At 72.2% G+C, this 25,865-nt stretch carries 21 protein-coding genes; 11 read left to right on the plus strand and 10 right to left on the minus strand.

Features of this window, described 5'->3' with window-relative positions; translation table 11 throughout:
* Positions 1-22 precede the first annotated feature (22 nt).
* Both ACX27O_RS06600 and ctaD read left to right on the plus strand, forming a co-directional pair.
* Positions 23-1,129: an FAD-dependent monooxygenase gene (locus ACX27O_RS06600; RefSeq protein ID WP_357638336.1), complete on the plus strand. Its 1,107-nt coding sequence runs from the start codon at positions 23-25 to the stop codon at positions 1,127-1,129.
* Positions 1,130-1,259: 130 nt separating this feature from the next.
* A complete protein-coding gene (gene ctaD, locus ACX27O_RS06605) occupies positions 1,260-3,017 on the plus strand; it encodes an aa3-type cytochrome oxidase subunit I (RefSeq protein WP_030331286.1) in 1,758 nt (585 codons plus the stop codon).
* Between the two features lie 730 nt (positions 3,018-3,747).
* Here ctaD and ACX27O_RS06610 read toward each other — a convergent pair.
* The 4 genes from ACX27O_RS06610 to ACX27O_RS06625 are packed head-to-tail and all read right to left on the minus strand — an operon-like array spanning position 3,748 to position 9,638.
* A complete protein-coding gene (locus ACX27O_RS06610) occupies positions 3,748-4,998 on the minus strand; it encodes an MFS transporter (protein ID WP_358137541.1) in 1,251 nt (416 codons plus the stop codon).
* A 40-nt stretch (positions 4,999-5,038) separates the two neighbouring features.
* Complete coding sequence (locus ACX27O_RS06615) at positions 5,039-5,620, minus strand: isochorismatase family protein (protein ID WP_210858734.1); 582 nt, start codon at positions 5,618-5,620, stop codon at positions 5,039-5,041.
* Positions 5,621-5,656: 36 nt separating this feature from the next.
* A complete protein-coding gene (locus tag ACX27O_RS06620; RefSeq protein ID WP_458939064.1) occupies positions 5,657-6,943 on the minus strand; it encodes a nicotinate phosphoribosyltransferase in 1,287 nt (428 codons plus the stop codon).
* 16 nt (positions 6,944-6,959) lie between these two features.
* Complete coding sequence (locus ACX27O_RS06625) at positions 6,960-9,638, minus strand: LuxR C-terminal-related transcriptional regulator (RefSeq protein WP_458939065.1); 2,679 nt, start codon at positions 9,636-9,638, stop codon at positions 6,960-6,962.
* A gap of 195 nt (positions 9,639-9,833) precedes the next feature.
* Between ACX27O_RS06625 and ACX27O_RS06630 the strand changes: the two genes are divergently transcribed.
* From ACX27O_RS06630 to rdgB, 9 genes are all read left to right on the plus strand, one after another.
* Entirely contained in the window at positions 9,834-11,384 is a 1,551-nt protein-coding gene (locus ACX27O_RS06630; protein WP_458939066.1) for a P-loop NTPase family protein, read from the plus strand.
* Between the two features lie 148 nt (positions 11,385-11,532).
* Positions 11,533-11,823 (plus strand): ATP-dependent Clp protease adapter ClpS, encoded by a 291-nt coding sequence (gene clpS, locus ACX27O_RS06635; RefSeq protein WP_030331276.1) that lies wholly within the window; start codon positions 11,533-11,535, stop codon positions 11,821-11,823.
* A complete protein-coding gene (locus tag ACX27O_RS06640) occupies positions 11,820-12,320 on the plus strand; it encodes a DUF2017 domain-containing protein (protein ID WP_285793337.1) in 501 nt (166 codons plus the stop codon). Before clpS ends, ACX27O_RS06640 begins: the two co-directional genes overlap by 4 nt.
* 52 nt (positions 12,321-12,372) lie before the next feature.
* A complete protein-coding gene (locus ACX27O_RS06645) occupies positions 12,373-12,861 on the plus strand; it encodes a M67 family metallopeptidase (RefSeq protein ID WP_458939067.1) in 489 nt (162 codons plus the stop codon).
* 65 nt (positions 12,862-12,926) lie between these two features.
* Complete coding sequence (locus tag ACX27O_RS06650; protein WP_458939068.1) at positions 12,927-13,343, plus strand: MoaD family protein; 417 nt, start codon at positions 12,927-12,929, stop codon at positions 13,341-13,343.
* Positions 13,344-13,354: 11 nt separating this feature from the next.
* On the plus strand, positions 13,355-14,320 hold the full coding sequence (locus tag ACX27O_RS06655; RefSeq protein WP_279517161.1) for a PLP-dependent cysteine synthase family protein: 966 nt from the start codon (positions 13,355-13,357) through the stop codon (positions 14,318-14,320).
* Positions 14,321-14,543: 223 nt separating this feature from the next.
* Positions 14,544-15,287, plus strand: coding sequence for an MBL fold metallo-hydrolase (locus tag ACX27O_RS06660; RefSeq protein WP_030331266.1), 744 nt, complete (start codon positions 14,544-14,546; stop codon positions 15,285-15,287).
* Between the two features lie 157 nt (positions 15,288-15,444).
* The gene (rph, locus tag ACX27O_RS06665; protein WP_030331265.1) at positions 15,445-16,176 is read left to right on the plus strand and encodes a ribonuclease PH; all 732 of its coding nucleotides are present in this window, start codon (positions 15,445-15,447) and stop codon (positions 16,174-16,176) included.
* Between the two features lie 52 nt (positions 16,177-16,228).
* Entirely contained in the window at positions 16,229-16,843 is a 615-nt protein-coding gene (gene rdgB, locus ACX27O_RS06670; RefSeq protein WP_030331263.1) for an RdgB/HAM1 family non-canonical purine NTP pyrophosphatase, read from the plus strand.
* A 79-nt stretch (positions 16,844-16,922) separates the two neighbouring features.
* On the opposite strand, the gene ACX27O_RS06675 is transcribed toward rdgB, so the two are convergent.
* The 6 genes from ACX27O_RS06675 to hutU all read right to left on the minus strand — a co-directional run bounded on the left by ACX27O_RS06675 (position 16,923) and on the right by hutU (position 25,855).
* A complete protein-coding gene (locus tag ACX27O_RS06675) occupies positions 16,923-18,392 on the minus strand; it encodes a glycosyltransferase family 39 protein (RefSeq protein WP_458939069.1) in 1,470 nt (489 codons plus the stop codon).
* A 271-nt stretch (positions 18,393-18,663) separates the two neighbouring features.
* Entirely contained in the window at positions 18,664-20,202 is a 1,539-nt protein-coding gene (gene hutH, locus ACX27O_RS06680; protein WP_030331260.1) for a histidine ammonia-lyase, read from the minus strand.
* Positions 20,199-21,383: an imidazolonepropionase gene (hutI, locus tag ACX27O_RS06685; protein ID WP_458939070.1), complete on the minus strand. Its 1,185-nt coding sequence runs from the start codon at positions 21,381-21,383 to the stop codon at positions 20,199-20,201. The genes hutH and hutI overlap by 4 nt, the downstream gene beginning before the upstream one ends.
* Entirely contained in the window at positions 21,380-22,741 is a 1,362-nt protein-coding gene (locus ACX27O_RS06690) for a formimidoylglutamate deiminase (RefSeq protein WP_210865139.1), read from the minus strand. Before ACX27O_RS06690 ends, hutI begins: the two co-directional genes overlap by 4 nt.
* Positions 22,742-22,997: 256 nt before the next feature.
* Positions 22,998-24,200: an allantoate amidohydrolase gene (locus tag ACX27O_RS06695; protein WP_210865140.1), complete on the minus strand. Its 1,203-nt coding sequence runs from the start codon at positions 24,198-24,200 to the stop codon at positions 22,998-23,000.
* Positions 24,197-25,855, minus strand: a complete 1,659-nt coding sequence (hutU, locus tag ACX27O_RS06700; protein WP_030331256.1) for a urocanate hydratase — start codon at positions 25,853-25,855, stop codon at positions 24,197-24,199. The genes ACX27O_RS06695 and hutU overlap by 4 nt, the downstream gene beginning before the upstream one ends.
* Positions 25,856-25,865: the final 10 nt, after the last annotated feature.

Consider the following 25,865-nt stretch of genomic DNA (forward strand, 5'->3'; position numbering starts at 1 on the left):
CCCTCCGGAGGCGTACACCACCATGGGTGGCTCCCCCCTGCGCATCCTCGTCGTCGGCGCGGGCATCGCCGGCCTGTCCGTAGCCCGGGCGCTGCGCCTGGCGGGCTTCCGGCCCGACGTCACCGACAAGCTGCCACCGGGGGAGTCCACCGAGACCGGTCTCTACCTGCCCGGCAACGCCGCCCGCGCACTGCACCGGCTCGACCTGCACGACCCGGTCCGGCCGGTCGGGCAGGTGATCCACCGGCAGCGGTTCTTCGACGCCGCGGGCGCGCAACTCTGCGAGGTCGACCTCGACGCCCTCTGGGCCGGCGTCGGCGAGTGCCGGGCACTACCCCGCGCCGACCTGCACCGGGTGCTGCTCAGCGGTGCCGGCGGCGCGGTCCGGCACGGCGCCGAGGTCCGCACCCTGGACCTGCTCCCCGGTGCCGTCGGCGTCACCTTCACCGACGGCACCACCACCGAGTACGACCTGGTCATCGGCGCCGATGGGCCACGGTCCTCGGTCCGCGCGCTGGCCGCCCTCGGTGGGCCGCCGCGCCCGGTCGGGCAGGTGGTCTACCGGGCCGTCCTGCGCGACGGCCCACCGGTCACCGAGTGGACCGCACTGCTCGGCCAGCGCTCCGGGTTCCTGATGGTGCCGATCGGCGCCGGGCGACTGCACCTCTACGCCGACGAGGCCGGCACCGAGGAACCCGCCGACCCCCTCGCGCGGCTGCGGGACCTCTTCGCCGACTACCGCGGCCCGGTGCCCGAGGTGCTGGCGGCGCTCGACGAGGTGCACGTCGGGATCACCGACGAGGTGGAGCTGGGCCGTTGGCACCGGGGGCGCGTGCTGCTGGTCGGCGACGCGGCGCACGCCACCGCCCCGACGCTGTCGCAGGGCGCGGCCATGGCGTTGGAGGACGCCGTGGTGCTGGCCGAGTCGCTGCGCGCCGCCAACAGCGTGGAGGCGGCGCTGGTGGCGTACGAGAGCCGTCGCCGCCCGCGTACCCGATGGGTGGCCGACCGGACCCGGGACCGCAACCGGACCAGGGACGTGCCGCCGGCGCTGCGCGACCCGCTGCTGCGCGGACGCGGCGACCGGATCTTCGGGGAGCACTACCGGCTCCTGCTCGGCCCGCTGTAGGCCCGTTGTAGATCGTGTCACGCCACCCCACGCGGCGCTGCGACCTGCCGGGGACTATCCTCCTTGCGGATGACGGCCCGCCGATAACCAGCGTGTGCCGAGCGGGACAACCGAGAACCGGAGGCCACTCGTGACCACCGTCGCACCCAAGCCGGTCGTGACCCGGCCCTGGCCGGTCCGGGAGCCGGTCAAGGGGTCGGCCATCGCGCGGCTGCTGCGAACCACGGACGCGAAGCAAATCGGGATCATGTACATGGTCACCGCGTTCGTGTTCTTCATGATCGGCGGCCTGATGGCGCTGATCATGCGGGCTGAGCTGGCCCGGCCAGGGCTGCAGTTCCTGTCGCCCGAGCAGTACAACCAGCTCTTCACCATGCACGGCACGATCATGTTGCTGTTCTTCGCGACGCCGATCGTGTTCGCCTTCGCCAACTACATCGTGCCGATCCAGATCGGCGCGCCCGACGTCTCCTTCCCCCGGCTGAACAGCTTCGCCTACTGGCTGTACCTGTTCGGCGGGACGATGGCGACGGCCGGGTTCATCACCCCGGGTGGCGCCGCCGACTTCGGTTGGTTCGCGTACGCGCCGCTGAGCAGCGTCGAGCACTCGCCCGGCGTCGGCGCCAACATGTGGATCATGGGTCTGGCCATCTCCGGTCTGGGCACCATCCTCGGCGCCGTGAACATGATCACCACGGTGCTGACCCTGCGCGCGCCCGGCATGACCATGTTCCGGATGCCGATCTTCACGTGGAACATCCTGGTCACCAGCCTTCTGGTGATCCTGGTCTTCCCGCTGCTGGCCGCCGCGCTCTTCGCGCTCGCCGCGGACCGCATCCTCGGCGCGCACGTGTACGACCCCGCAACCGGTGGGCCAATGCTCTGGCAGCACCTGTTCTGGTTCTTCGGGCACCCCGAGGTCTACATCGTGGCGCTGCCGTTCTTCGGCATCATCAGCGAGGTCATCCCGGTCTTCTCCCGCAAGCCGATCTTCGGCTACAAGGGTCTGGTCGCCGCGACCGTCGCGATCGCCGCGCTCTCCATGAGCGTCTGGGCGCACCACATGTTCGCCACCGGCCAGGTGCTGCTGCCGTTCTTCAGCTTCCTGAGCTACCTGATCGCCGTGCCGACCGGTATGAAGTTCTTCAACTGGATCGGCACCATGTGGCGGGGCCAGATCAGCTTCGAGACGCCCATGCTCTGGGCGGTCGGCTTCCTTGTCACGTTCCTCTTCGGTGGTCTCACCGGTGTGCTGCTGGCCAGCCCGCCGATCGACTTCCACGTGTCGGACTCGTACTTCGTGGTGGCGCACTTCCACTACGTGCTCTTCGGCACCATCGTGTTCGCCGTCTTCGCCGGCATCTACTTCTGGTTCCCGAAGATGTTCGGCCGGATGCTCGACGAGCGCCTGGGCAAGGTGCACTTCTGGCTCACCATGATCGGGTTCCACACCACGTTCCTGGTGCAGCACTGGCTCGGCAACGAGGGCATGCCCCGCCGCTACGCCGACTACCTGCCCAGCGACGGCTTCACCACGCTGAACATGATCTCCACGATCGGCGCGTTCATCACCGGTATCTCCACGCTGCCGTTCATCTACAACTGCTGGAAGTCGTACAAGACCGGCCCGGTGGTCGAGGTGAACGACCCCTGGGGTCACGGCAACTCGCTGGAGTGGGCGACCAGCAGCCCGCCGCCGCTGCGCAACTTCGACCGCATGCCGCGCATCCGCTCCGAGCGGCCGGCGTTCGACGCGAAGTTCCCCGAGCTGGCCGCCGGCCAGAGCGTGGCCGGCCCGCCGGAGGGTGGCGCCAAGCCGCTCACCAGCGAGTCCGACGGTGGCGCGAGCTACCGCGAGGACACCGCCAGCGACATCGATCGGCACTGACGCTCAACCGAAGCAGTACGACGGGCGCCGCCTCCGGGACACCGGGAGCGGCGCCCGTCGCCATGTCCAGCCGCTGTCACTCTCGCGTCTCGCCTCGTTCCAGCCGCTCCACGCCGCTTACCGGCGGCTGCCTTCCGTAGCGTCTGCAGGGCCTGGGCTCGGTGTCGGCTCAGTCCGGCCCGGCCCGGCCTGGCCTGGCGCGGCGTCGGCGCGGCCTGACCCGGCGTCGGCGCAGCTTGGCTCGGCTCGGCTCGGCTCGGCCTAACCCGGCGTCGGCGCGGCCTGGCCGGCGCCGCCTGGCTTCGGGGCAGGCCATGTCCCTGGTGAGCGTGATGTCTGTGAGTCATCGTGATGACTCACAGACATCACGCTCACCAGCAGGTATGTGGCCCGGTGGCCCGGTGGCCCGGTGGCCCGGTGGCCCGGTGGCCCGGTGGCCCGGTGGCCCGGTGGCCCGGTGGCCCGGTGGCCCGGTGGCCCGGTGGCCCGGTGGCCCGGTGGTCCGGTGGCCCGGTGGTCCGGTGGTCCGGTGGCCCGGTGGCCACCTCGATCCGCAGTCACCCCGGTATCTTGCTGCCCCAGACAGCGCGCCGGCCGGAAACTGCCGGGCGGCACACTCACCCAATTAGGTCGGCGCACGGCTGCCCCGACCCGTTCCGGCTCGCCTGCCGGCGGAGCTGCCTCAGTCCAGCCCAGCCCGGCCCGGCCCGGCCCGGCCTGGGTCAGACCGTTAGCGGGCGGCGGGGGTGAGGTCCGCCTCGACGGGCGGTGGGGTGGTCGCGGCGGCGCGACGGCGGCGCAGCTCGATCGGGAGTACCACCACCGTGACCAGCGCGCCGAGTGCCCCGGTGACCACGAAACCCCAGGCCGGCGAGCTGGCGTCGATCACCGCTCCGGCGAGCGGCGCACCGATCGCGATGCCCACGGTGACCGCCGAGCCGTGCAGTCCCATCGCCTCACCGCGTACCTGGGCCGGGACCAGGCGGCTGACCGCGTCCGAGCTGGCCGCGATGGTCGGCGCGCAGAGCGCACCGGCCGGGATCAGCGCCAGGCACAGCAGCCACCAGTGCGCGCCGCCCAGCCCGACCGGGATGGTGCACAGGGCGAGTGCGGCGGTCAACGCCAGTGGGGAGAACGATCGGTGCACGGCCCCGTAGGCGAACCCGCCGGCCAGCGAGGCGACCGCCCAGATGGCCAGCACCGCGCCAGTCCAACCGACCTCACCGCTGGCCCGGAGGACCGCGACCACCGCCACGTCGGTGCCGCCGAGCACCAGTGTCGCAGCGGTGCTGAGGGCCAGTACGGCGAGCAGCCGTGGCGTCAGCCACTGCCGGCGAGGCACCCGCTGGGCCGGTCCGCTGGGCTCCCCGGTGGTGGCTTCGCGGATCGGCGGGTTGACCAGCCACAGGGCGATGCCGGCGGCCACGATGCCGCCGCCGACCAGGTACATGGTGGTCTGCGCGGAGATCGCGGTGACCAGCGCGACGGCCAACGCCGGGCCGATCATGAACGACAGCTCCACCGACATCGAGTCCAACGCGTACGCCGGGCGGCGCTGGTCCTCCGGGACCAGCGCGGCGATCGACTGACGGACCACCGAGAAGATCGGCAGGGCCAGCGAGCCGGCCACGAACGCGGCGGGCAGGAGCACTGGGTACGGCAGTGTGGGCGCGGTGGACCAGAAGATCGCCTCCGCGATGCCGGTGAGCACCAGGACCGGGCGGAGACCCCGCTGGTCCACCAGCCGACCGAGAATCGGCCCGCCGATCGCCGCGCCGACGGTGACCGCCGCGCCGACCAGGCCGGCCGCCCCGTAACCGCGGTCAAGGTCGAACACCACGTGGAAGGTCAGCGTCACCCCGGTCGCGGTGAGCGGGATGCGGGCGAGGACGGCGACCACCAGCAGCGATCGCAGGCCGGGCAGGGCGAGTGCCCGCCGGTAAGGCTTCATGTTCACGTGGGTCCGTACCTCCGGCGACATCCTCAACCGGCGGCGGCCCCTTGGCCAACGAATTAGCGGCTCATGCGGCCCTGATCACAGGCTGCCCGTGCATGATCACCCCGGCGCCCTCCATCGCGCGCAGGGCCACGTCGGTGGTCGCCGGGGCGACGGCGGCGGTCAACTCGAGCAGCACGGTGGTGGCGAAACCCTCCCGGGCGGCGTCCAGCGCGGTCGCCCGCACGCAGTGGTCCGTGGCGATGCCGACCAGGTCGACCCGGTCCACGCCGTGCCGGCGCAGCCAGTCGGCCAGGCACTCGCCGTCGTCGGCATGCCCCTCGAAACCGGAGTACGCCGCCGCGTGCTCGCCCTTGTGGAAGATCGCCTCGATCCGGGCGGTGTCCAGTTCGCTGTGGAACTCCGAACCGCTGGTGCCGACCACGCAGTGCCGGGGCCAGGACTCCACGAAGTCCGGCGGATCGCCGAAGTGGGCGCCCGGGTCGACGTGGTAATCCTTGGTGGCGACCACGTGCGTCCACCGGTCCGGCTCGGCGGCGAGGAGCCGGGAGATCCCGGCGGCCACCCCGGCCCCACCGGCGACGGCCAGCGAGCCGCCCTCGCAGAAGTCGTTCTGCACGTCCACGATGATCAGCGCGTTGGCCATCAGGGGTTCCCCTTCGAGATCGGATCGGCGGAAGGCTCAACCAGCGGGTACGACGGTGACCGGCACGGCCGGGTCGCCGGCCGAGAGCTTCAGCCCCTCCCACGGGATGGAGATCAGGCACTCCCGCAGGTGCTCCCGCGACTCGTCGAGCGTCGGCAGCGGCACCGGCTCCCCGGCGACCACGAACGACTGCTGGAGCAGGCGGTCGTTGGGCTGCCGGTCCGGAACGCCCTGCGGGACGATGATCTCCTCGGTGGCGGTGCCGGTCGGCTTGTGCCGGCGGACCGCGACCTTCCGCCCTCCGATCGTCGCCTTGTGCTCGGAGCGCTTCACCACCGGCCGTCCCTCGACCTCGACCAGCTTGTACACCAACCCGGCGGTCGGTGCCCCGGAACCGGTGACCACGGCCGTGCCGGCGCCGTACATGTCGACCGGCTCGGCGGCCAGCGCGGCGATCGCGTACTCGTCCAGGTCACCCGAAACGATGATCTTGGTTTCGGTGGCGCCCAACGAGTCGAGCAGCTCCCGGGACTGCTGAGCGATCACCGCGAGGTCGCCGGAGTCGATGCGTACCGCCCGCAGCTCCGGCCCGGCCACCGCTATCGCGTTGCGGATGCCCTGACTGATGTCGTACGTGTCGACCAGCAGCGTGGTGTCCTTGCCCAGCGTGGCGACCTGCGAGGCGAACGCCGCCCGCTCGTCGTCGTGCAGCAGGGTGAAGGCGTGCGCTGCCGTGCCCGCCGTCGGAATACCGTAGAGCGCACCGGCGGCGAGGTTGGACGTGAACCGGAAACCGGCCAGGTACGCGGCCCGCGCCGCGGCCACCGCCGCCTCCTCGTGCGCCCGCCGCGACCCCATCTCGATGAGCGCCCGGCCGCGCGCCGCGGTCACCATCCGCGCCGCCGCAGCCGCCACCGCGCTGTCGTGGTTGAGCACGGACAGCACCAGCGTCTCCAGCACCACACATTCGGCGAAACCGCCGGAGACGGTGAGGATCGGTGAGCCGGGGAAGAACAGCTCGCCCTCGGCGTAGCCGTCGACGTCCCCGGTGAAGCGGTAGTCGGTGAGCCAGGCCGCCGCCATCTCGTCGACCACCCCGGTCCGCAGCAGGAACTCCACCTCGCTGGGATCGAACCGGAAGTCGCGGATCAGCTCGATCAGTCGGGCCGTCCCGGCGACCACGCCGTACCGGCGGCCACTGGGCAACCGGCGGCTGAACACCTCGAAGACGCACCGGCGGTCGGCGGTGCCGTCCTTCAGGGCCGCGCTGACCATCGTCAGCTCGTAGTGGTCGGTCAGCAGCGCGGGGCGGTGGATGCTCACCGCCCCAGCCTAAGGTTCAGCTCGCGTCGCCGCCGTCGTGGCCCGGGATCGAACGTAACGCCGCCCACAGCTCGGCCCGGCTGGTCACGCCGAGCTTGGCGTAGATCCGCTGGAGGTGGTTCTCCACAGTGCGCGCCGACAGGTAGAGCCGTTCGGCGATGGCCCGGCTGGCCGCGCCGTGCGCGGCGAGGCGAGCCACCTGCCACTCCCGCTCGGTGAGCACCGGCGCGCCGGCCTGGAGCGCCGGCGTCCGGATCGCGTCGCAGCGCCCGAGCAACCCGGCGAGACGCTCCCGGGCGTCGTTGGCCGCCGCCGAGTGCCGTTGGCGCAGCCGCTGAACGGCCTGGGAGGTGGCCTCGGCCGCGTACACGGTCAACTCCAGTGCGGCGTAGTCGTCCGCGACCGCCAGCAGATCAGCGGGGGAGTCGGTCACCGCGGCGCGGGCGTGCCGGGCCAACAGCGGCGGCAACACCCCGTCGACCCGCTCGGAGAGCTCGGCGAGGCGCTGCGCGACGGTGCGCCGACCGCCGTCGGAACAGGTGGGCCCGACCGCCATGCCCGCCTGGTCCAGTCGAACCAGGTCGTGCAGGACGTGCACCTCGTGCCCGGCGAAGCCGTCCGAGCGCAGCCGATCCACCAGGTCGCCGAGGTGCTTGACCGCGCCCGGCAGGTCGCCACCAGCGGCCAGCGACGCGCCCCGGGCCTGCTCCAGCCACGGGTAGAGCACCGCCATCCCCGGCGCGTGGGTGCGGTCGGCCTCGGCCATCGCCGCGGCCGCCTGCACGGCGTCACCGCGCAGCGCCGCCGACTGGGCGCGTTCGGCCTGGGCCAGACCCGCGTAGACCCGACTCGTGGCCAGCACCGCACAGGCACTCAGGGAGGTCCGCATGGCGGCGCCGCTCTGCCCGCGCAGCCGGAACGCGTACGCCTGCAGGATGGCCAGGTAGCCGGTGCCGAGGCGGAAGTCACCCTCCCCGGCGAGGTCGGCGAACTCGTCGGCGACGATCGCGTCGATTCCGGCCAGGTCGCCGGTGAGCATGAGCCGGGTGCCGCGGGCCAACTCCAGGGCCAGTTGGAGGTACGGCATGTCGGTGCGCCAGTTGGCCGCAGCCGAGTGCACCTGGGCGATCGCCGTACCGCTGCGGGTCAGCTCGCCCTGCGCGGCCTGGACGTACGCGATCGTGGAGCGGGCCAGCTCGCGGGCGGCGACGCCGGCCGCCGGCCGGTCCAGGACACGTTGGCTGAGCCGCACCGCGGCGGCGGTGTCCAGCCGGTGCAGGCGCATGATCGCTTCGAAGGCGTGCACCCGGGCCCGGTCGGCGGAGTCGCTGAGCTGCTCGACCCGGCCGGCGATCTCCTCCACCGTGGACTCCTGGCTCAATCCCCAGTAGCTGACCATGCCCCGCACTGTCAGCCAGCGGCAGAGTCGTCGCTCGTCGCCCGGCTCCGGGGGCACCGCGTCGAGGACGTCGATCGCCTCGCCGGGCCGGTCGGCGAACATCAGGATGGTGGCCAGCAGCTCCGCCGCGTCGGAGCCGCCGTCGGCGTTCAGCGCGGCCCGCGCCAGGCGGGTCGCCAGCGGTACGTCGTAGCGGGTGAACGCCTGTACGGCGGCCTCCAGCAGCAGGGCCGGGTCCTGTGCGGTGCCCGAGTCGAGTCGCCAGACGGCCACCCGCAGCAGGTCGTCGCGGCGGCGCTTGCCGACCTGCTCGATCAGCTCGGCGAGGTGCGCCTGAAGCCGGCGGGTGCGGCTGACCGGACAGCGCCGGCGCATCACCTCGCCGTAGAGCGGGTGGGCCAGCCGGACGTTGGTGCGCCGGTCGTGCTGGTCCACGGTGATCAGCCCGCGCTCCTCGGCGGTCTCCACGTCCTTCTGATCGGCGGCCTGCCTGAGCAGTTGCAGGCCGAGTGGTTCGCCGAACGCGACAAGCTCGACCACCGCGCGGACGCCGTCGGTGAGCTTCCCGACCCGGGTGTCGATGAGGTCGGTCAGGTTGGGCGCCAGCTCCAACCGCCCGGTCCACTTCCAGATCCCGTACGTCTGCTTCAGCTCCGCGCTGCCGTTGGCGGCGTGCACCAGCTCGCGCAGCAGCAGCGGGTTGCCGGACGACAGTCGGCCGAGCCGGTCGGCGGAGCCGGGGTCGACCGGGCCGCCCAGGATCGCCGCCAGCAGGCCAGCGGTCTCCGCCTGCGGCATCGGGGTCAGCTCCACGTGCTCGACCAGGTCGTCGGTCCAGAGCGCGCGGATCGGCAGCGGGATCTGCTCGCCGTCGCGCAGGGTGCCGACCACTGTGGCGTTCTCGGCGCGGGCGACCAGGTGCACCAGTGCGGCCGAGGGCGGATCGAGCAGGTGGGCGTCGTCGATGGCGAGCACGATCCGTCGGCCGGCCGCCTGCTGTTGCAGCACGTTGAGGGCCCAGCGCAGGACGCCGGCGGGCGAGAGGCCCTGGGGTTGCTCGGCGGGGAGGACCTGGACCAGGCCGCCGAACGGCAGCGCCGCGGTGGTGGCGCTCGCGGCGATGGACCAGATCGCGAACCGGTCGGTGGGCAGGGCACCCACGCCCTCGCGCAGCAACCGGCTCTTGCCGATGCCAGCGCTGCCGCTGAAGAAGAGCCCTCGGCCGGCCTCACCGGTCACCGCCTCCAGCAGGCGGTTGAGCTCATCCGTGCGGCCGACGAACTCCCATCGACTCATCCGCGCAGCATATCGATCGGAATCCGTCCGCGCCCGCACCGTCACGGTGCGAAGTTGAGTAAGCGCACAATTACCGGTGAGTATTCGGGGTGTTCCGCCCGGTCGTCGGCCCGCCCGTAGTCTTCCGACATCCGGGGTTGACGTACCGGAAATTTCGCGACCGGACCTCCGACCACCTGCAACGGGAGGCACCTGATGAAGCAGGGCCCTCTCCCCTCGGTCGACTCGTCGGACGACATGACCGGCCCAACCGACCTACCCACCTGCGGCCCGCTCCCCACCCGGATCGGCGTGGCGGGCCCCGCCCCGGACGAGCCGCTCGGTGTGGTCGCCGTCGGCCCGGCCGGTGCCGAGCGGCGTGCCGTGCTCGCCACACTGCTCGGGCTCGACCCGGTCATGCTCACCGTGCCCGCCGGCAGCTGGTTGGTGGTGCGCAACGCCCAGGTGCCCACCCGGGCGGCGTACGTGCCCGGTTACCGCCAGCCGCACTCGTACGGCGCGGACCGGGACGCCGCCGGTCCGGCGTTGGCTCGTCCGCCCCGGCGGGTCGAGCTGACGGTGCCCGAGCCACTGCTGCGGCACTTCGTCCTGATCGACGTTCCGGACACCGCCACCCTCGGCGTGGCCGGCACCCAGGTGCTGCTCGAAGCGGCGGGCCGGGCCGGGGCGCTGCTCTTCGTGATCGCCGCCGACCAGGCTTTCACCGCCGCCGAGTTGAACCTGCTCGCCGACGTCGCCTCGACCTCGGTGGAGGTCGTCTTCGCGGTCACTCCCGGCGCGGCGGGTTGGGCTCAGTTGGCCGACGGCACGGCGACTACGGAGGGCGCGGGGGCGTCCGTCCCGCCGGTCGGGGGTGCGCAGACCGAGGTGGACGCGGTAGCGGTGACGGTGGAGGCGCATCGGGCCGCGCTGCTGGCCGCGGTGCCGGCGTTGGCCGGCGCGCGGTGGTTCCCGGTCGACGACGCCGCCTCCGCCGCCGACCTGCGGCGGGCGCTGGTGGGTTGGGCGTCGCGTGAGGGTTTGCAGCGGGCCAGCGTCGACCCACCGGTGGTGCCGGGCCAGCAGGGTCGCGTCGCCGTGGCCGCCGATCCGGGTGACTGGTCCGAACGGCTGGACCGGCACGCCCGCTCGTGTGCTCAGCGCATCCGCCAGCACCTCGCCCTGGAGTTGGCGAACATCCACCTGCGGGCCGTTCAGGAGATCGTGTTCGGAGTCGGCTGTGCCGGCCTGCCGGATCTGCTCGACCGGGAGATGGCGGCGTTGTCGCTGTTGGCCACCGCGCAGTGCGATCAGGCGGTGCGCGGCATCGTGACCGACGTCGCGTCCCGGGTGCTCGGCGCGCCGCCGAGCGAAGGCGTGCGACGTCGGATCAACGCCGCTGTGCAGTACGGCCTGGCCGATCACCGGCCCGGCCAGGAGTTGGACAAGGTGCTGTTGATCACCAGTACGGCCGGGGTGGCCGAGTTGACCGGCCCGGAGGCGATCGACGCCGCCGCCAGCTATCCGGTGGCGTCCCGTGACGAGGTGCTCCCACCGGTGGCGGTGGCGCTCTCCGGCGGGTGCTGGCAGCAGTGGCGTACCCCCGGCAACGACAACCACAGCGCGGCGCGGGTCTGGTCCCAGCGGGCGGTGCGCGAGGTCGAGTTGGGGTTGTCCAGGGAGATCTCCCGACGGTTCGAGGTGATCCGCCTCTCGCTGGGCGTGGTGCTCTCCGATGCAGTTGATCACGGCATCCTGCTCGCCTGACGGCGCGCCTGACGGTTGGCCCGGGTCCGGGCCCGACCCAGCGCTCGGTGGCGTCCAGAGCGGGTCGGGAGTGCCCGGAGTGGGTGATCCGCGCCGGGCCGGCGTTCCGGTTCCTCGGTTCCGGGAAACCGGTGGCACGATGGGGGGCATGGCGGCTCCGCAGGTTGTACCGGTCGAGACGCCGGACACTGACGAGGTGCCGGCGTCCGACCGGCAGTGGGTGACGATCGTGTGGGACGACCCGGTCAACCTGATGACGTACGTGACCTGGGTTTTCCAGAAGCTTTTCGGCTACAGCCGGGAGAGGGCCGAACAGCTGATGCTGGACGTGCACCACAAGGGGCGTGCCGTGGTCTCCACCGGCGCCCGTGAGCGGATGGAGCACGACGCGTCGCAGCTGCACGCGTACGGGCTCTGGGCGACGGTGGACAGATCATGAGCATGTTCCGTCGCCAGGCCGGTCACTACGTGGCCGTCTTCGCCGTCGACGAGGTGCGGGTGCTGCGGAAGGTCGCCTCCGAGGTGGTGGGTCTGCTCACCGACGGCTTCGACCACACCGACCCGGTCGTCGGTCGGCTCTTCCCGGCGGTCTACCCGCAGGACGCTGCGGGCACCGCCGAGTTCCGCCGCTACACCGAGGGCGACCTGAAGACCGCGAAGATCGATCAGGCGGGGGCGATCCTGGCCGCGTTGCCGGACGACGCCGGTGGCGAGGTGCGGCTGGACGCCGAGGCCGCCGAGGCGTGGTTGCGGGCACTGAACGACGCCCGGCTCGCGATGGGCGTCCGCCTGGAGATCAAGGACGGCACGGATCTGGGCGAGGAGTTGGACGACGCGGTCGCTGAGGACCCGGGTTCCAGCAGGGTGTTCCAGCTTTCGGTCTACGCGTATCTCGGATATCTGCAGGAGTCGCTGCTCAACGCCTTGATCGACTAGGCGTGACCGGCACCACTTCGGCCTGTGCTCGACAGGCGTTAGGCTGGTGCACGTGCTGAGCATCGACCGGTCGATCATCGACGCGATCGTCGCCCACGCGCGGCGGGACCACCCCGACGAGGCGTGCGGCGTGGTCGCCGGTCCCGTCGGCAGCGACACCCCGACCCGGCACATCCCGATGGACAATGCCGCCCGCTCGATGACCTTCTACGAGTTCGACTCGATGGAGCACCTGCGCGTGTGGCGGGAGATGGACGACCGGGACGAGGAGCCCGTCGTCATCTACCACTCGCACACCGCCACCGAGGCGTACCCGTCGCGGACGGATGTCACCTTCGCGGGTGAGCCGGGGGCGCACTACCTGCTCGTCTCGACCCGTGAGCCCGACTCGGAGGAGATCCGGTCGTTCCGGATCGTCGACGGTGTGGTCACCGAGGAGCCGGTCCGTGTCGTGGAGGCCGGCGTCGACCCGCACGCCGTGCAGTCCTACATGTTCGGGCAGAGCCCGGCGACGGTCGATTACGAGTGTTCCGGCCGCTGACCCGTCAGCGCCGCAACCGTCTCGTCCCGTCACCGTAGGCACACCCGATCGAGGAGTTCGACATCATGGCTATCGAAGTTCGCATCCCCACCATCCTGCGCAGCTACACCGGCGGCGCCAAGGTCGTCGAGGGCACCGGCGACACGCTCGCCGACCTGCTCAGCGACCTGGATTCCCGGCACGGCGGTCTGCGCGGCCGGCTGATCACCGACGCGGGCTCGCTGCACCGTTTCGTCAACGTCTACGTCAACGACGAGGACGTCCGTTTCCTCGGCGCGCTGGACGCGAAGCTCTCCGACGGCGACAGCGTCACCATCCTGCCGGCCGTGGCCGGCGGCGCGTTCGGCTTCGCCGCGGCAGCGGCGATCAGTTCGCACAGCGCCGCGGCAGCGGCGATCAGTTCGCACAGCGCCGCGGCAGCGGCGATCAGTTCGCACAGCGCGGCGGCCGTGGTGGCCGGCGACGCCGTCGCGGCTCGCTGAGGTCGGCCGCCATGGCGCGGTACGACAGCCTGCTCGACGCCTGCGGGGGCACGCCGCTCGTCGGCCTGCCCCGGCTCTCCCCGACGGTGCCCGACGGTGCTCCTCCGGTGCGGCTCTGGGCCAAGTTGGAGGACCGCAACCCCACCGGCAGCATCAAGGACCGCGCGGCGCTGTTCATGGTCCGGGCGGCGGAGGAGGCTGGCCGGCTCCGCGCCGGTGACACCATCCTCGAACCGACGAGTGGCAACACCGGCATCTCGTTGGCGATGGTGGCCAAGTTGCGCGGCTACCGGCTGGTCTGCGTGATGCCGGAGAACGTCTCCACCGAGCGGGTTCAACTGCTCCGGATGTACGGGGCCGAGATCATCTTCTCGCCTGCGGCGGGCGGTTCCAACCAGGCGGTCGCCACCGCCAAGCAGATCGCCGCCGAGCACCCGGACTGGGTGATGCTCTACCAGTACGGCAACGAGGCGAACGCGCGGGCGCACTACGAGACGACCGGGCCGGAGTTGCTGCACGACCTGCCCAGCATCACGCACTTCGTGGCCGGGCTGGGCACCACCGGCACCCTGATGGGCACCGGGCGTTACCTGCGCGAGAAGGTCGAGGGCATCCAGGTGGTGGCCGCCGAGCCGCGCTATGGCGAGTTGGTCTACGGCCTGCGCAACATCGACGAGGGTTACGTGCCGGAGCTCTACGACGCCTCGGTGCTCTCCCGGCGTTTCTCGGTCGGCACCCGGGACGCGGTGCTGCGCACCCGTCAGCTGGTGGAGGTGGAGGGCATCTTCGCCGGGTTCTCCACCGGTGCCATCCTGCACGCCGCGCTGGCGGTGGCGCACGAGGCGGTTCGCGACGGCCGGCGGGCCGATGTGGCCTTCGTGGTCTGCGACGGCGGGTGGAAGTACCTGTCCACCGGCGCGTACGGCGGCACGCTCGCCGATGCCGAGGACGCCCTGGAGGGGCAGCTCTGGGCCTGACCGATCTGGTCTGCCGACTACGGGCCGTCGACATCCGTCGACGGCCCGTTGGCTGCCCGGCGTACCGCGAGCGGGTGTCACGTTCGTGACAACTTCCGTTGGATGATTCTTGCTGCCGGGCGTGTCAGCGTAGGCTGCGCAGCGTGGCGTACGCGTCGGTAGAGATCATGCCCGGGACTGTCGCCGGCACGGGTGCTACTGATAGTGACAGCGAGACCACTCGATGCGACTGACTGTCCTGGGGAGCGCCGGCAGTTTTCCTGGCCCCGAGTCGCCCTGCTCGGCCTATCTGGTCGAGGCTGACGGCTTCCGGCTCCTGGTCGACTTCGGGTCGGGGTCGCTGTCCAGTCTCCAGCGGTACGCGGGGCTGCACGCCCCGGATGCGATCCTGCTGACCCACCTGCACTGCGACCACATGTTCGACGCCGTGCTCTACGTGGTGGTGCGCCGCTACGCCCCGGACGGCCCCTACCCGGCCCTGCCGGTGTACGCGCCCGCCGGCGCCCCGGACCGGCTCAGCGCCGCGTACGGCGACGACGGTTCGGTGGAGGACGTGTACCAGTTCTACGCGCTTCAGCCGGGCACCTTCCCGATCGGCCCGTTCGCCGTCACCGTCGACCGGGTCAACCACCCCGTCGAGACGTACGGCGTGCGGCTGGAGCACGACGGCCGGTCGCTGTGCTACTCGTCGGACACCGCGCCGTGCGAGGCGCTGCTGCGGCTGGCGCAGAACGCCGACGTCTTCCTCTGCGAGGCCAGTTACCTCGACGGGATGGATAATCCACCGGATCTGCACCTCACCGGTCGGGAGGCCGGTGAGGCGGCCACCAAGGCCGCTGTGGGCCGGCTGCTGCTGACCCACCTGGTGCCCGCCTGGGGCAGCGAGGCGCACACCCTGGAGTCGGCCGCCTCCGCGTACACCGGGCCACTCGAGGTGGTCCGGCCCGGCGCCAGCTACGACGTCTGACCCGGCAGGTCCGTCTCACGGTGCCGGGCCGCCCCAGGCGCGAGCCGAGGAGTTCGGCTGGCCGGCCGCTGTCGACGGGTTCCTCGGTGTGCACGGCGCCGACGTTCGCCGGGGCACCCCGAGCGCGGCGGATCACCGCACCGCATAAGGTGCAGGCATGGCGCGACCTGACGGGCGAGGGCCCTCTCAACTCCGACCGGTGACAGTGACCCGTGGCTGGAGCACCCACCCGGAGGGCTCGGTGCTCGTCGAGTTCGGTGGCACCCGGGTGCTCTGCACGGCGAGCGTCACCGAGGGCGTGCCCCGCTGGCGCAAGGGCTCCGGGCTCGGCTGGGTGACCGCCGAGTACGCGATGCTTCCCCGGGCCACCAACACCCGCTCCGATCGGGAGAGCGTCAAGGGCCGGGTCGGTGGCCGCACCCACGAGATCTCCCGGCTGATCGGCCGTAGCCTGCGGGCCAGCATCGACCTCAAGGCGCTCGGCGAGAACTCGATCGTGCTCGACTGCGACGTGCTCCAGGCCGACGGTGGCACCCGCACCGCCGCGATCACCGGCGCGTACGTCGCGTTGCACGACGCGGTGGGCTGGCTTGCCGCCCGCAAGGCGTTGGCCGGCAAGCCGGAGAAGGTGATGCACCGGTCGGTGGCCGCGGTCAGCGTGGGCATCATCGCGGGGGAGGCCCGGCTCGACCTCTGCTACGAGGAGGACGTCGCCGCCGAGGTGGACATGAACGTGGTGTGCACCGGCGCGGGCGACTTCGTCGAGGTGCAGGGCACCGGCGAGGCGGGCGTGTTCGCCCGCGACCAGCTCGACGCCCTGCTCGACCTGGCCGTCGCCGGGTGCGCCGAGTTGGCCGAAGCCCAGCGAAAGGCACTTACCTCCCCGTGAGCGCGAGGAGTGAGCTTGCGAGCCCCGCAGTCGCGAACAAAGGTGATTCAGCATGAACAAGGTCCTGCTCGCCACGCGTAACCGCAAGAAGCTCGTCGAGCTGCAGCGGATCCTGGACGGTGCGCTCGGCGCGCACCGGATCGCCCTGCTCGGGCTGGACGACGTCGAGCAGTACGCCGAACTGCCGGAGACCGGCCTGACCTTCGGCGAGAACGCGCTGATCAAGGCGCGGGAGGGGTGCCGGCAGAGCGGGTTGCCGACCATCGCCGACGACTCCGGGCTCGCCGTCGACGCGCTCAACGGGATGCCGGGCGTGTTCAGCGCCCGCTGGTCCGGCAAGCACGGCGACGACCGGGCCAACCTTCAGCTGGTGCTGGATCAGATCGCCGACGTGCCCGACGAGCAGCGGGCCGCCTCGTTCGTCTGCACCGTGGCGTTGGTGCTGCCCGGCGGCAAGGAGCACCTCGTCGACGGCCGGCAGCCTGGGCGGGTGCTGCGCGCACCGCGCGGTGACGGCGGCTTCGGCTACGACCCGATCTTCCTGGGCGACGGGCAGGACCGGACCAACGCCGAGCTGACCCCGGCGGAGAAGGACGCCATCAGCCACCGGGGCAAGGCGTTGCGTGAGCTGGCCAAGCTGGTCGCCAAGGTGCTGCCGCCCGCCTGAACACCCGGCCCGTTCCAGCTGAGCCCCGAGTGGGCTGGCTGGCGAAGGTGACTGACGGACGACCGTAACGGCCCGTCAGTCACCCCTTCTTGGGCCGGGGGGTGAGCAGTGAGACGCTCACGTCGGTGAAGCGGTCCACCTGGGTCACCACGAACCGGGCCCGCAGCGCCTTCTCCACCTCGGGATTCATCCCCGCGAACGAGGTCAGCTTGGTGGTGGACGGTTTCGTGTTGATCAGCCAGATCCGGGCCCTGGTGTCCAGGCACTTGGCCGGCCCGCCGCACCACGCCCGGTAGTTCGGCGTCGCCTGCCCCTCGGTCGCTTGGAACACCTCGGGGAGCGGCTTCTCCTGCAGGTAGTACTTGATGCCAGCGTTCGCCCACCACGGGAACGGGCCGGTGTACGCCACCAGGTCACCCGTACGTCGCTGCTGGTCGATCACCGCCGCGGCGCCCCGCAGGTCGGGTTCGAACTCGGTGACCGGAGCCCTGAGCGCGACGTGGCTGCTGAGACCCACGAGGAGCACCAGCACCGGGACCGCCACGGTGAACGTACTCAACCGCTGGGCGGCGACCTGCACCCCGGCGGCCGCCAACAGGCACCACGCGGGCAGCACGAACAGCACGTAGCGCTCGGTGAAGAGCAGCATGACGGGAGTCAGCGCCCACAGCAGAATCAACGGACCGAGGGCCCAGGCGGCGAGGTAGCCGACGCGGGGTCCACCGCCGACACAGCCGAGGATGCCGAGGCCCAACAGCACCCCGCCGACCCCGATCGCGCCGGGCAACTCCAGCATCCACTCGCTGAGGTCGCCCACCGAAACGGGTTGGATCCACGCGATCTGACCGCTCTGTGCCTTGGCCAGCCACACCAGCGGTGACAGGACTGCGACAGCGGCCGCTGTCGCACCCATCCACCAGGTGACCGGCTGCCAACTCTGCCGTCGGCGGGCCTCCAGCAGGACGAGCAGGCCATGTGCGGGCAGCACCACCAGGGCGATCAGGTGCAGCCAGCCGACCAGGACGAGCATGAGGGCGTAACAGATCCAGGCCACGCGGGAGTGCCGCTGCGTCGCCATCACCGCGAACAGGCCGGCCGCCGCCACCGCGGCGATGACCAGACCGTAGGGCCGCGCCTCCTGCCCGTACCGGGTCACGACCGGTAGGAGCCCGAACAGCACGCCAGCCAGCAGACCCACCCGTGGGCCGTACAACATTCGGCCCTGCAGGGCCGTCAGGGCGGCCGCGATCGCCACGGCGATCATCGAGGGAAGGCGGAGCGCCACCTCGCTGTCGCCGAAGAGCCGCACCCAGAAATGCATTCCGAGGTAGTACGGAAGGAGCACCAGATCCTTCTGCTGCACCAACGCATACAGCTCTCGGAGCCCCATTCGGGCGGCGTCGAGTGTCGCGAACTCGTCTCGCCACAGCTGGCGGCGTCCCGCGGCGATCAGCACCACGACGAGGGTCAGCGCGCCGGCGGCCAGCGGTACCGCCGCGGGCCGCTGCCACCACTGCTGGCCAATGCCGGTGCCGGTGTCGGTGGCCACCGGCGACGCGGTGCCATCACCATCACCACCAGCGGCTGGTGTTGCCGCCGCCGCAGACCTCTGTGCTGGTATTCCGGAATAGCGATCGCCGAGATGCAACTCTTCAGTGACGTCGTTCACGCCTGCTCACCTTCGGAACCCGTTCCGGACGCCCCCGTCGGGCGGGAGACTCCGGATACCCCCGCCGGGCGGGAAGCCTAGCAAGGGCCTGGACCAGCGAAATCCACCTGAACGGCTCAACCTTCCGGACGGTGGGCGCGTCTTTTCCGCGTCAGCTGAGCGTGCCGATTTCCGATTCGATGGCGGCTCGCAGGTTCGGACCGCTCACCACCGCACGGGCCGTCTCCACCAGGGGAGCGAGGAACACGTCGGGCCCGGGCTCGCCGATCACGTCGGTGAGCGCCTCCACGGCGGCCTTACCGGCCGGTGACGGCTGCAGCGGGGCCCGCAGTTGAAGGCCGCGTACGCCGGCCAGCAGCTCCACGGCGAGCAGGCTGGTCAGGTTGTCCAGCACGGTACGCAGCTTCTTGGCTGCGGCCCAGCCCATCGAGACGTGGTCCTCCTGCATTCCGCTGGTGGGCAGCGAGTCCACCGAGGCGGGGGCGGCGAGCCGACGGTTCTCGGCGACGATCCCGGCCGCCGTGTACTGGGCGATCATCAGCCCGGAGTTGACCCCGGCGTCGGGGGAGAGGAACGCCGGCAGCTCCCGGGAGCGGGTGACGTCGAGCAGCCGGTCCACCCGCCGTTCGGCGATCGCGCCCACCTCGGCGGCGGCGATGGCGAGGAAGTCCGCGGCGAAGCCGAGCGGCGCGCCGTGGAAGTTCCCGGTCGACTCGACCCGGCCGTCCGGCAGCACCACCGGGTTGTCCACAACGGACACCAGCTCCCGGGCGGCGACGGTGCGGACGAAGTCCAGGGTGTCGCGGGCCGCGCCGGCCACCTGCGGCGCGCACCGCATCGAGTACGCGTCCTGCACGGCGTGCGCCAGGTCGTCGCGGTGTGAGTCCATCACCCGGGAGTTCTGCAACAGCCGGTGGATGTTCGCCGCCGACGCCGCCTGACCGGGGTGGGGCCGGATCGCGTGCAGCTCGGGCAGGAACGGTCGCTCCGAGCCGAGCATCGCCTCGATGGCCAGCGCGGCCGTCACATCGGCCATGGCGAACAGGTGCGCCGCGTCGTGGATGGCCAGCAACAGCATGCCGAGCATGCCGTCGGTGCCGTTGATCAGCGCCAGCCCCTCCTTGGCGGCCAGCTCGATCGGCTTGAGCCCGGCGGCGGTCAACGCGTCGGCCGCGTCCTGCCGCTCACCGGCCGGGCTGAGGACCCAGCCCTCGCCGAGCAGCACCAGCGCGCAGTGCGCCAGCGGCGCCAGGTCGCCGGAGGCGCCCAGCGAGCCGTGCTCCGGCACCCACGGGGTGATGTCGTGGTTGAGCAGGTCGACCAGGGCCTCGGCGACCAGCGGCCGGACCCCGGAGCGGCCCAGGGCGAGCGACCGGACCCGTAGCAGCATCATGGCCCGGACCACCTCGCGCGGCATCGGAGCGCCCACCCCGGCGGCGTGCGAGCGGATCAGCGCGTGTTGCAGCTCGGCCCGTCGCTCCGGGGCGATGAAGGTGTTGGCCAACGCCCCGAACCCGGTCGAGACCCCGTAGACGGGGCGACCCGAGGACTCGATGCCGTCCACGATGGCCCGGCTGGTCGCCATCGCCTCGATGGTGGCGGGGGCGAGGACGACCGTGGCGGTGCCGCGGGCCACCGCGAGAACGTCGTCGGCGGTGATCCCGGTGGGCTGGATGGTCACGTTCGTCATTGCGGAACTCCGTTGCGTATTACCTGGCGGATCAGGGGGACACCGGGCCGGTAGGCCAGGTGCAGGTGTGACGGCGCGTCGAGGACGACGAGGTCGGCCCGCGCGCCGGGGGTGAGGACACCGATGTCGTCGCGGCGCAGCGCCCGCGCGCCACCGGCGGTGGCGGCCCAGACCGCCTCCGCCGGGGTCATCCGCATCTCGCGGACCGCGAGGGCCACGCAGAACGGCATCGACGAGGTGTACGACGAGCCGGGGTTGCAGTCCGTCGCCAGCGCCACTGTGACACCGGCGTCGAGCAGCCGGCGCGCGTCCGGGTACGGCGAGCGGGTGGAGAACTCCGCGCCGGGCAGCAGTGTCGCCACTGTGCGGGTGCCCGACCCGTCGCTGTGGGCGGTGTCGGCCAACGCGGCCACGTCGGCGTCGCTGAGGTGGGTGCAGTGGTCGACGCTCGCCGCGTCCAGCTCCACCCCGAGCTGAACGCCGGGGCCGGGGCCGAGCTGGTTGGCGTGCAGCCGTACGCCCAGCCCGGCGGCCTGACCGCAGGCCAGGATGGCGCGGGCATGGTCCACGTCGAAGGCGCCCCGCTCGCAGAAAACGTCGATCCACTTCGCGTACGGAGCGGCGGCGGCCAGCATCGGCCCGCAGACCAGTCCGACGTAGTCGTCGGGGCGGTCGGCGTACTCGGCGGGCACGACGTGCGCGCCCAGGAAGGTGGTCTCGGTGCTGGTCTCGGCGGCGATCCGCAGCGAGCGGGCCTCGTCGGCGACGGTCAGGCCGTACCCACTCTTGATCTCCATGGTCGTGGTGCCCTGGCGCAGCGCCTCCCCGCGCAGCCGGCGCACGGTGGCCCGCAGTTCCTCGTCGGTCGCGGCCCGGGTCGCGCCGACAGTGGTCCGAATGCCGCCGCCGGTGTAGGGCTGACCGGCCATCCGGGCGGCGAACTCGGCGGCCCGGTCCCCGGCGAAGACCAGGTGGGCGTGGCTGTCCACGAAGCCGGGCAGCACGGCGGCCCCGCCGGCGTCGATGTGATGGTCGGCGGCCGGCGCGTACGCGGACGGCCCGACCCAGGCCACCCGGCCCTCCTCGACCAGCACGGCGGCGTCGCGGCGGATGCCGAGCGGGCCCTCGCCGGCACCGTTGGTGACCAGCTCCCCGATGTTGTCGACCAGCAGGCTGCTCATGTGGGGTTCACCGCCTCGATTGCCGCCGCCAGCTCGGCCGGCACGTCGACGCTCAGGTGCCGGCCCTCGGCCACCACCACCCGGCCGTCCACCATGACCTGCTCGACGTCCGCCGCACCGGCCGCGAAGAACACGCCCACCGGCGGCACCCCGGCGGTGCGGGCGCTGTCCAGGCGTACCGTCACCAGGTCGGCGCGGGCACCCACGGCGATCCTCCCGGCGTCGGCCCAGCCCAGCGCGGTGTGCCCGGCGGCGGTGGCCGCCGTCAGCAGGTCGAGCGGTGCGAAGTGGCCGCGCCGGCGGGTACGCAGCCGCTCGTCCAGCTCCACCGCCCGGGCCTCCTCGAACAGGTCGATCACCGCGTGACTGTCGCTGCCCAGGCTGAGCCGGATGCCCGCCTCGGCCATCAGCCGGGCCGGGCCGATCCCGTCGGCGAGATCCCGCTCGGTGGTCGGGCAGAGGCACACGCCGGTCCGGCTGTCGGCGAGCAGGGCGAGGTCCGCGCTGGTCGGGTGGGTGGCGTGGACGGCTGTGGTGTTCGGCCCGAGCACGCCGTGCTCGGCGAGCAGCGCGGTCGGCGAGCGCCCGTGCACCGCCCGGCACTCGTCGTTCTCGGCCGGCTGCTCGGAGAGGTGCACGTGCAGCGGTGCCTGCCGCTCCCCGGCCCACTCGGCGACAGTGCGGAGCTGGTCGGCCGGGACCGCCCGCACCGAGTGCACAGCCGCGCCGACCCGGACGTGCGGGTCGGTCGGCTGGAACGCCGCGGCCCGTTGTGCCCAGCGGGCCGCGTCCCCGTCGCCGAAGCGGCGCTGCGGCCCGGCCAGCGCCTGGCCGTCCACCGTGGAGGTGAGGTAGGCGGTGTCCAGCAGGGTGAGCCGGATCCCGGCGTGCGCGGCGGCCTCGACCAGCGCCGCGCCCATCTCGTTCGGGTCGTCGTACGCGCCGCCGCCGGGCCGGTGGTGCAGGTAGTGGAACTCGCCCACACAGGTGACCCCGGCGAGCGCCATCTCCGCGTAGACAGCGCGGGCCAGGGCGAGGTAGGTGTCCGGATCCAGCCGGTCCGCGATGGCGTACATCTGGTCCCGCCAGGTCCAGAAGTCACCCCGGCCGCCGTGGGTGCGCCCACGCAGCGCCCGGTGGAAGGCGTGCGAGTGCGCGTTGGCGAGACCGGGCACTGTCAGGCCGGGCAGCGGTACCGCGTCGGGGTACACCTCGACCCCGGCCGGTGGCCTGCTGCTGGGGGTCAGTGGCGTCACCGCCGCGATCCGGCCGGCTTCGACCTCGATGAGCACGTCGGGTGTGGGTTCGGCGTGCTCGGGCAGCCAGGCGTACTGGGCGAGCCAGCGGGCGGTGGTCATGCTCCTCGCTCCCTTTGGAGCTGAATCGTCTGCGACATCAGCGGCCGGGATGATGTCGACGGCTCGGGTGACATCCGCGGCCGGGGCGCTGTCGACGGTTCGGGTGGTGTCAGCGTGTGGGGCGCGAGGGCTGATTCGTTTGCGACATCAGCTCCAAAGCACGACGGCAAGAGGTGCCGACCAGCGCCGCGCCGCAGACCACGCACCCGCGCTCGCCGGAGATCCGAGGCCCCCGGCGACCAACTCGCCAGCTCGTTCACGCGCATGTCAGCTCCTCCAGCACCCGGGCCAGCGCCCGTACCCCGGCCGCACAGTCATCGTCCGTCGCGGCCTCGGCGGGGGAGTGCGAAATCCCGGTCGGGTTGCGCACGAAGAGCATCGCGGTGGGCAGGTGCCCGGCGAGCACCCCGGCGTCGTGCCCCGCCCCGGTGGGCAGCACCGGAGCGTCGAGCAGCGTGGCCAGCCGCTTGGCCAGCCCACCGTCGAAGGCGACCAGTGGAGTGGCCGACTCCTCGGTGACGGTCACCTCCGTACCGTCGCGGCGGGCCCGCTCGGCGAGCTTGCCGCGCACCGCGTCGATCAGCCCGGTCAGCGTCTGCGGGTCGGCGGCCCGGGCGTCCAACCAGCCGGTCACCTTCGACGGGATCGCGTTGGTGGCGTTGGGTTCGACGGCGACCCGGCCCACCGTGGCGTGCGCGCCGCGCAGCCGGGCCTCCTTGTTGGCGGCCAGCACCGTGAACGCGTAGGTCAGCATCGGGTCGCGCCGGTCGGCCATCCGGGTGGTACCCGCGTGGTTGCCCTCGCCGACGACGTCGAAGCGCCACCTGCCGTGCGGCCAGATCGCGCTGGCCACCGCGACCGGCGCGTCCGTGTCGACCAACGCGCGGCCCTGCTCGACGTGCAACTCCACGAAGGCGCCGAACCGGCCCAGCAGCTCCGGCCGGGCGCCCGCCGGCCGGTCGCCGAGCGCCTCGGCGAAGCTCACCCCGGCCGCGTCGCGCAGGCCGGCCGCGCGCTCGGCCGACAGCGCGCCGGTGAGCAGCCGCGACCCCAGACACGGTACGCCGAAGCGCGCCCCCTCCTCCTCGACAAAGGCACCCAGCACCAGCGGCCGGGCGGGGGTGACGCCGGCGGCGCGCAACTCGTCCACGGCGAGGAACGCGCTGACGATGCCGAGCGGCCCGTCGTACGCCCCGCCGTGCGGCACCGAGTCGAAGTGGCTGCCGGTGAGCACCGCGTCCGACGCCTCCGGGTCACCCCAGTGGGCGAAGAGGTTGCCGTTGCCGTCCTCGCTGACCGGCATGGCACGACGCTCGGCCTGCGCGCGGAACCAGGCGCGCAGCTCCCGCTCCGGCTCGGTCAACGCGTACCGCAGGTAGCCGCCGCTGTCGGCGTCCCGCCCGACCGGCGCGATCTCGTCCCACAGCGCCCGGAACCGGGCCGAAAGGTCGTCGCTCACGCCGGTCCGCCCTCGGTCATCGGCACCCGGACGCCGGTGCGGTCGGCGACCTCGCGGGCGCTCTCGTAGCCGGCGTCAACGTGCCGGATGACACCCATCGCCGGGTCGTTGGTGAGCACCCGCTCGATCTTCTGACCGGCCAGGGCGGTGCCGTCCGCCACGCACACCTGCCCGGCGTGGATGGACCGGCCGATGCCCACCCCACCGCCGTGGTGAATGGACACCCAGGACGCGCCACTGGCCGTGTTGACCAGGGCGTTGAGCAGCGGCCAGTCGGCGATGGCGTCGGAACCGTCGGCCATCCCCTCGGTCTCCCGGTAGGGGCTGGCGACGCTGCCGGTGTCCAGGTGGTCCCGGCCGATCACCACCGGGGCGGAGAGTTCGCCGGAGGCGACCATGTCGTTGAACCGCACGCCCGCCAGGTCCCGTTCGCCCTGGCCCAGCCAGCAGATCCGGGCCGGCAGGCCCTGGAAGGCGACCCGCTCACCGGCCAGCCTGATCCAGCGGGCCAGCGACTCGTTCTCCGGGAACAGGTCGAGGACGGCCCGGTCGGTGGCCGCGATGTCGGCCGGGTCGCCGGAGAGCGCCGCCCACCGGAAGGGACCCCTACCCTCACAGAACAACGGCCGGATGTACGCGGGCACGAAACCCGGGAAGTCGAAGGCGCGCTGATAGCCGGCGAGTTGCGCCTCGCCCCGGATCGAGTTGCCGTAGTCGAACACCTCGGCGCCGGCGTCGAGGAAACCGACCATCGCCGCCACGTGCCGGGCCATCGACGCCCGGGCCCGCTCGGTGAACTCGGCCGGCTTGGCCGCCGCGTACTCCCGGGCGTCGGCCAGCTCCACCCCCACCGGCAGGTACGACAGCGGGTCGTGCGCGCTGGTCTGGTCGGTCACGATGTCGATCTCCACGCCCCGCACCAGGAGTTCGGGGAAGACCACCGCCGCGTTGCCGACCACACCGACGGAGAGCGCGCGCCGGTCCCGCTTCGCGGCGAGCACCCGCCGCACCGCGTCGTCGAGCGAGTCGGCCACCTCGTCCAGGTAACGGTCGTGCACGCGGCGGTCGAGCCGGGTGCGGTCCACGTCCACGATCAGGCAGACGCCGCCGTTCATGGTGACCGCGAGTGGCTGCGCGCCGCCCATTCCGCCGCAACCGGCGGTCAACGTCAGCGTGCCGGCGAGAGTGCCCGCGAACCGCTTGGCGGCCACCGCCGCGAACGTCTCGTAGGTGCCCTGAAGGATGCCCTGGGTGCCGATGTAGATCCACGAACCGGCAGTCATCTGCCCGTACATGGTCAGGCCGAGCTGTTCGAGGCGGCGGAACTCCGGCCAGGTCGCCCAGTCGCCGACCAGGTTCGAGTTGGCCAGCAGCACCCGGGGCGCCCACTCGTGGGTGCGCATGACCCCGACCGGGCGGCCCGACTGCACCAGCATCGTCTCGTCCTCGCGCAGGTCGGTCAGGGTGCGGACCAACGCGTGGTACGACGGCCAGTCGCGTGCCGCCTTGCCGGTGCCGCCGTAGACCACCAGGTCGTCGGGGCGCTCGGCCACCTCGGGGTCGAGGTTGTTCATCAACATCCGCAGGGCGGCCTCCTGCTGCCACCCGCGGGTGGTGAGCTGGCTGCCTCGTGCGGCACGAATGGGCTGGGTCATCTCTGGTCTC

This window comes from Micromonospora sp. SD19 (genome assembly GCF_054462275.1).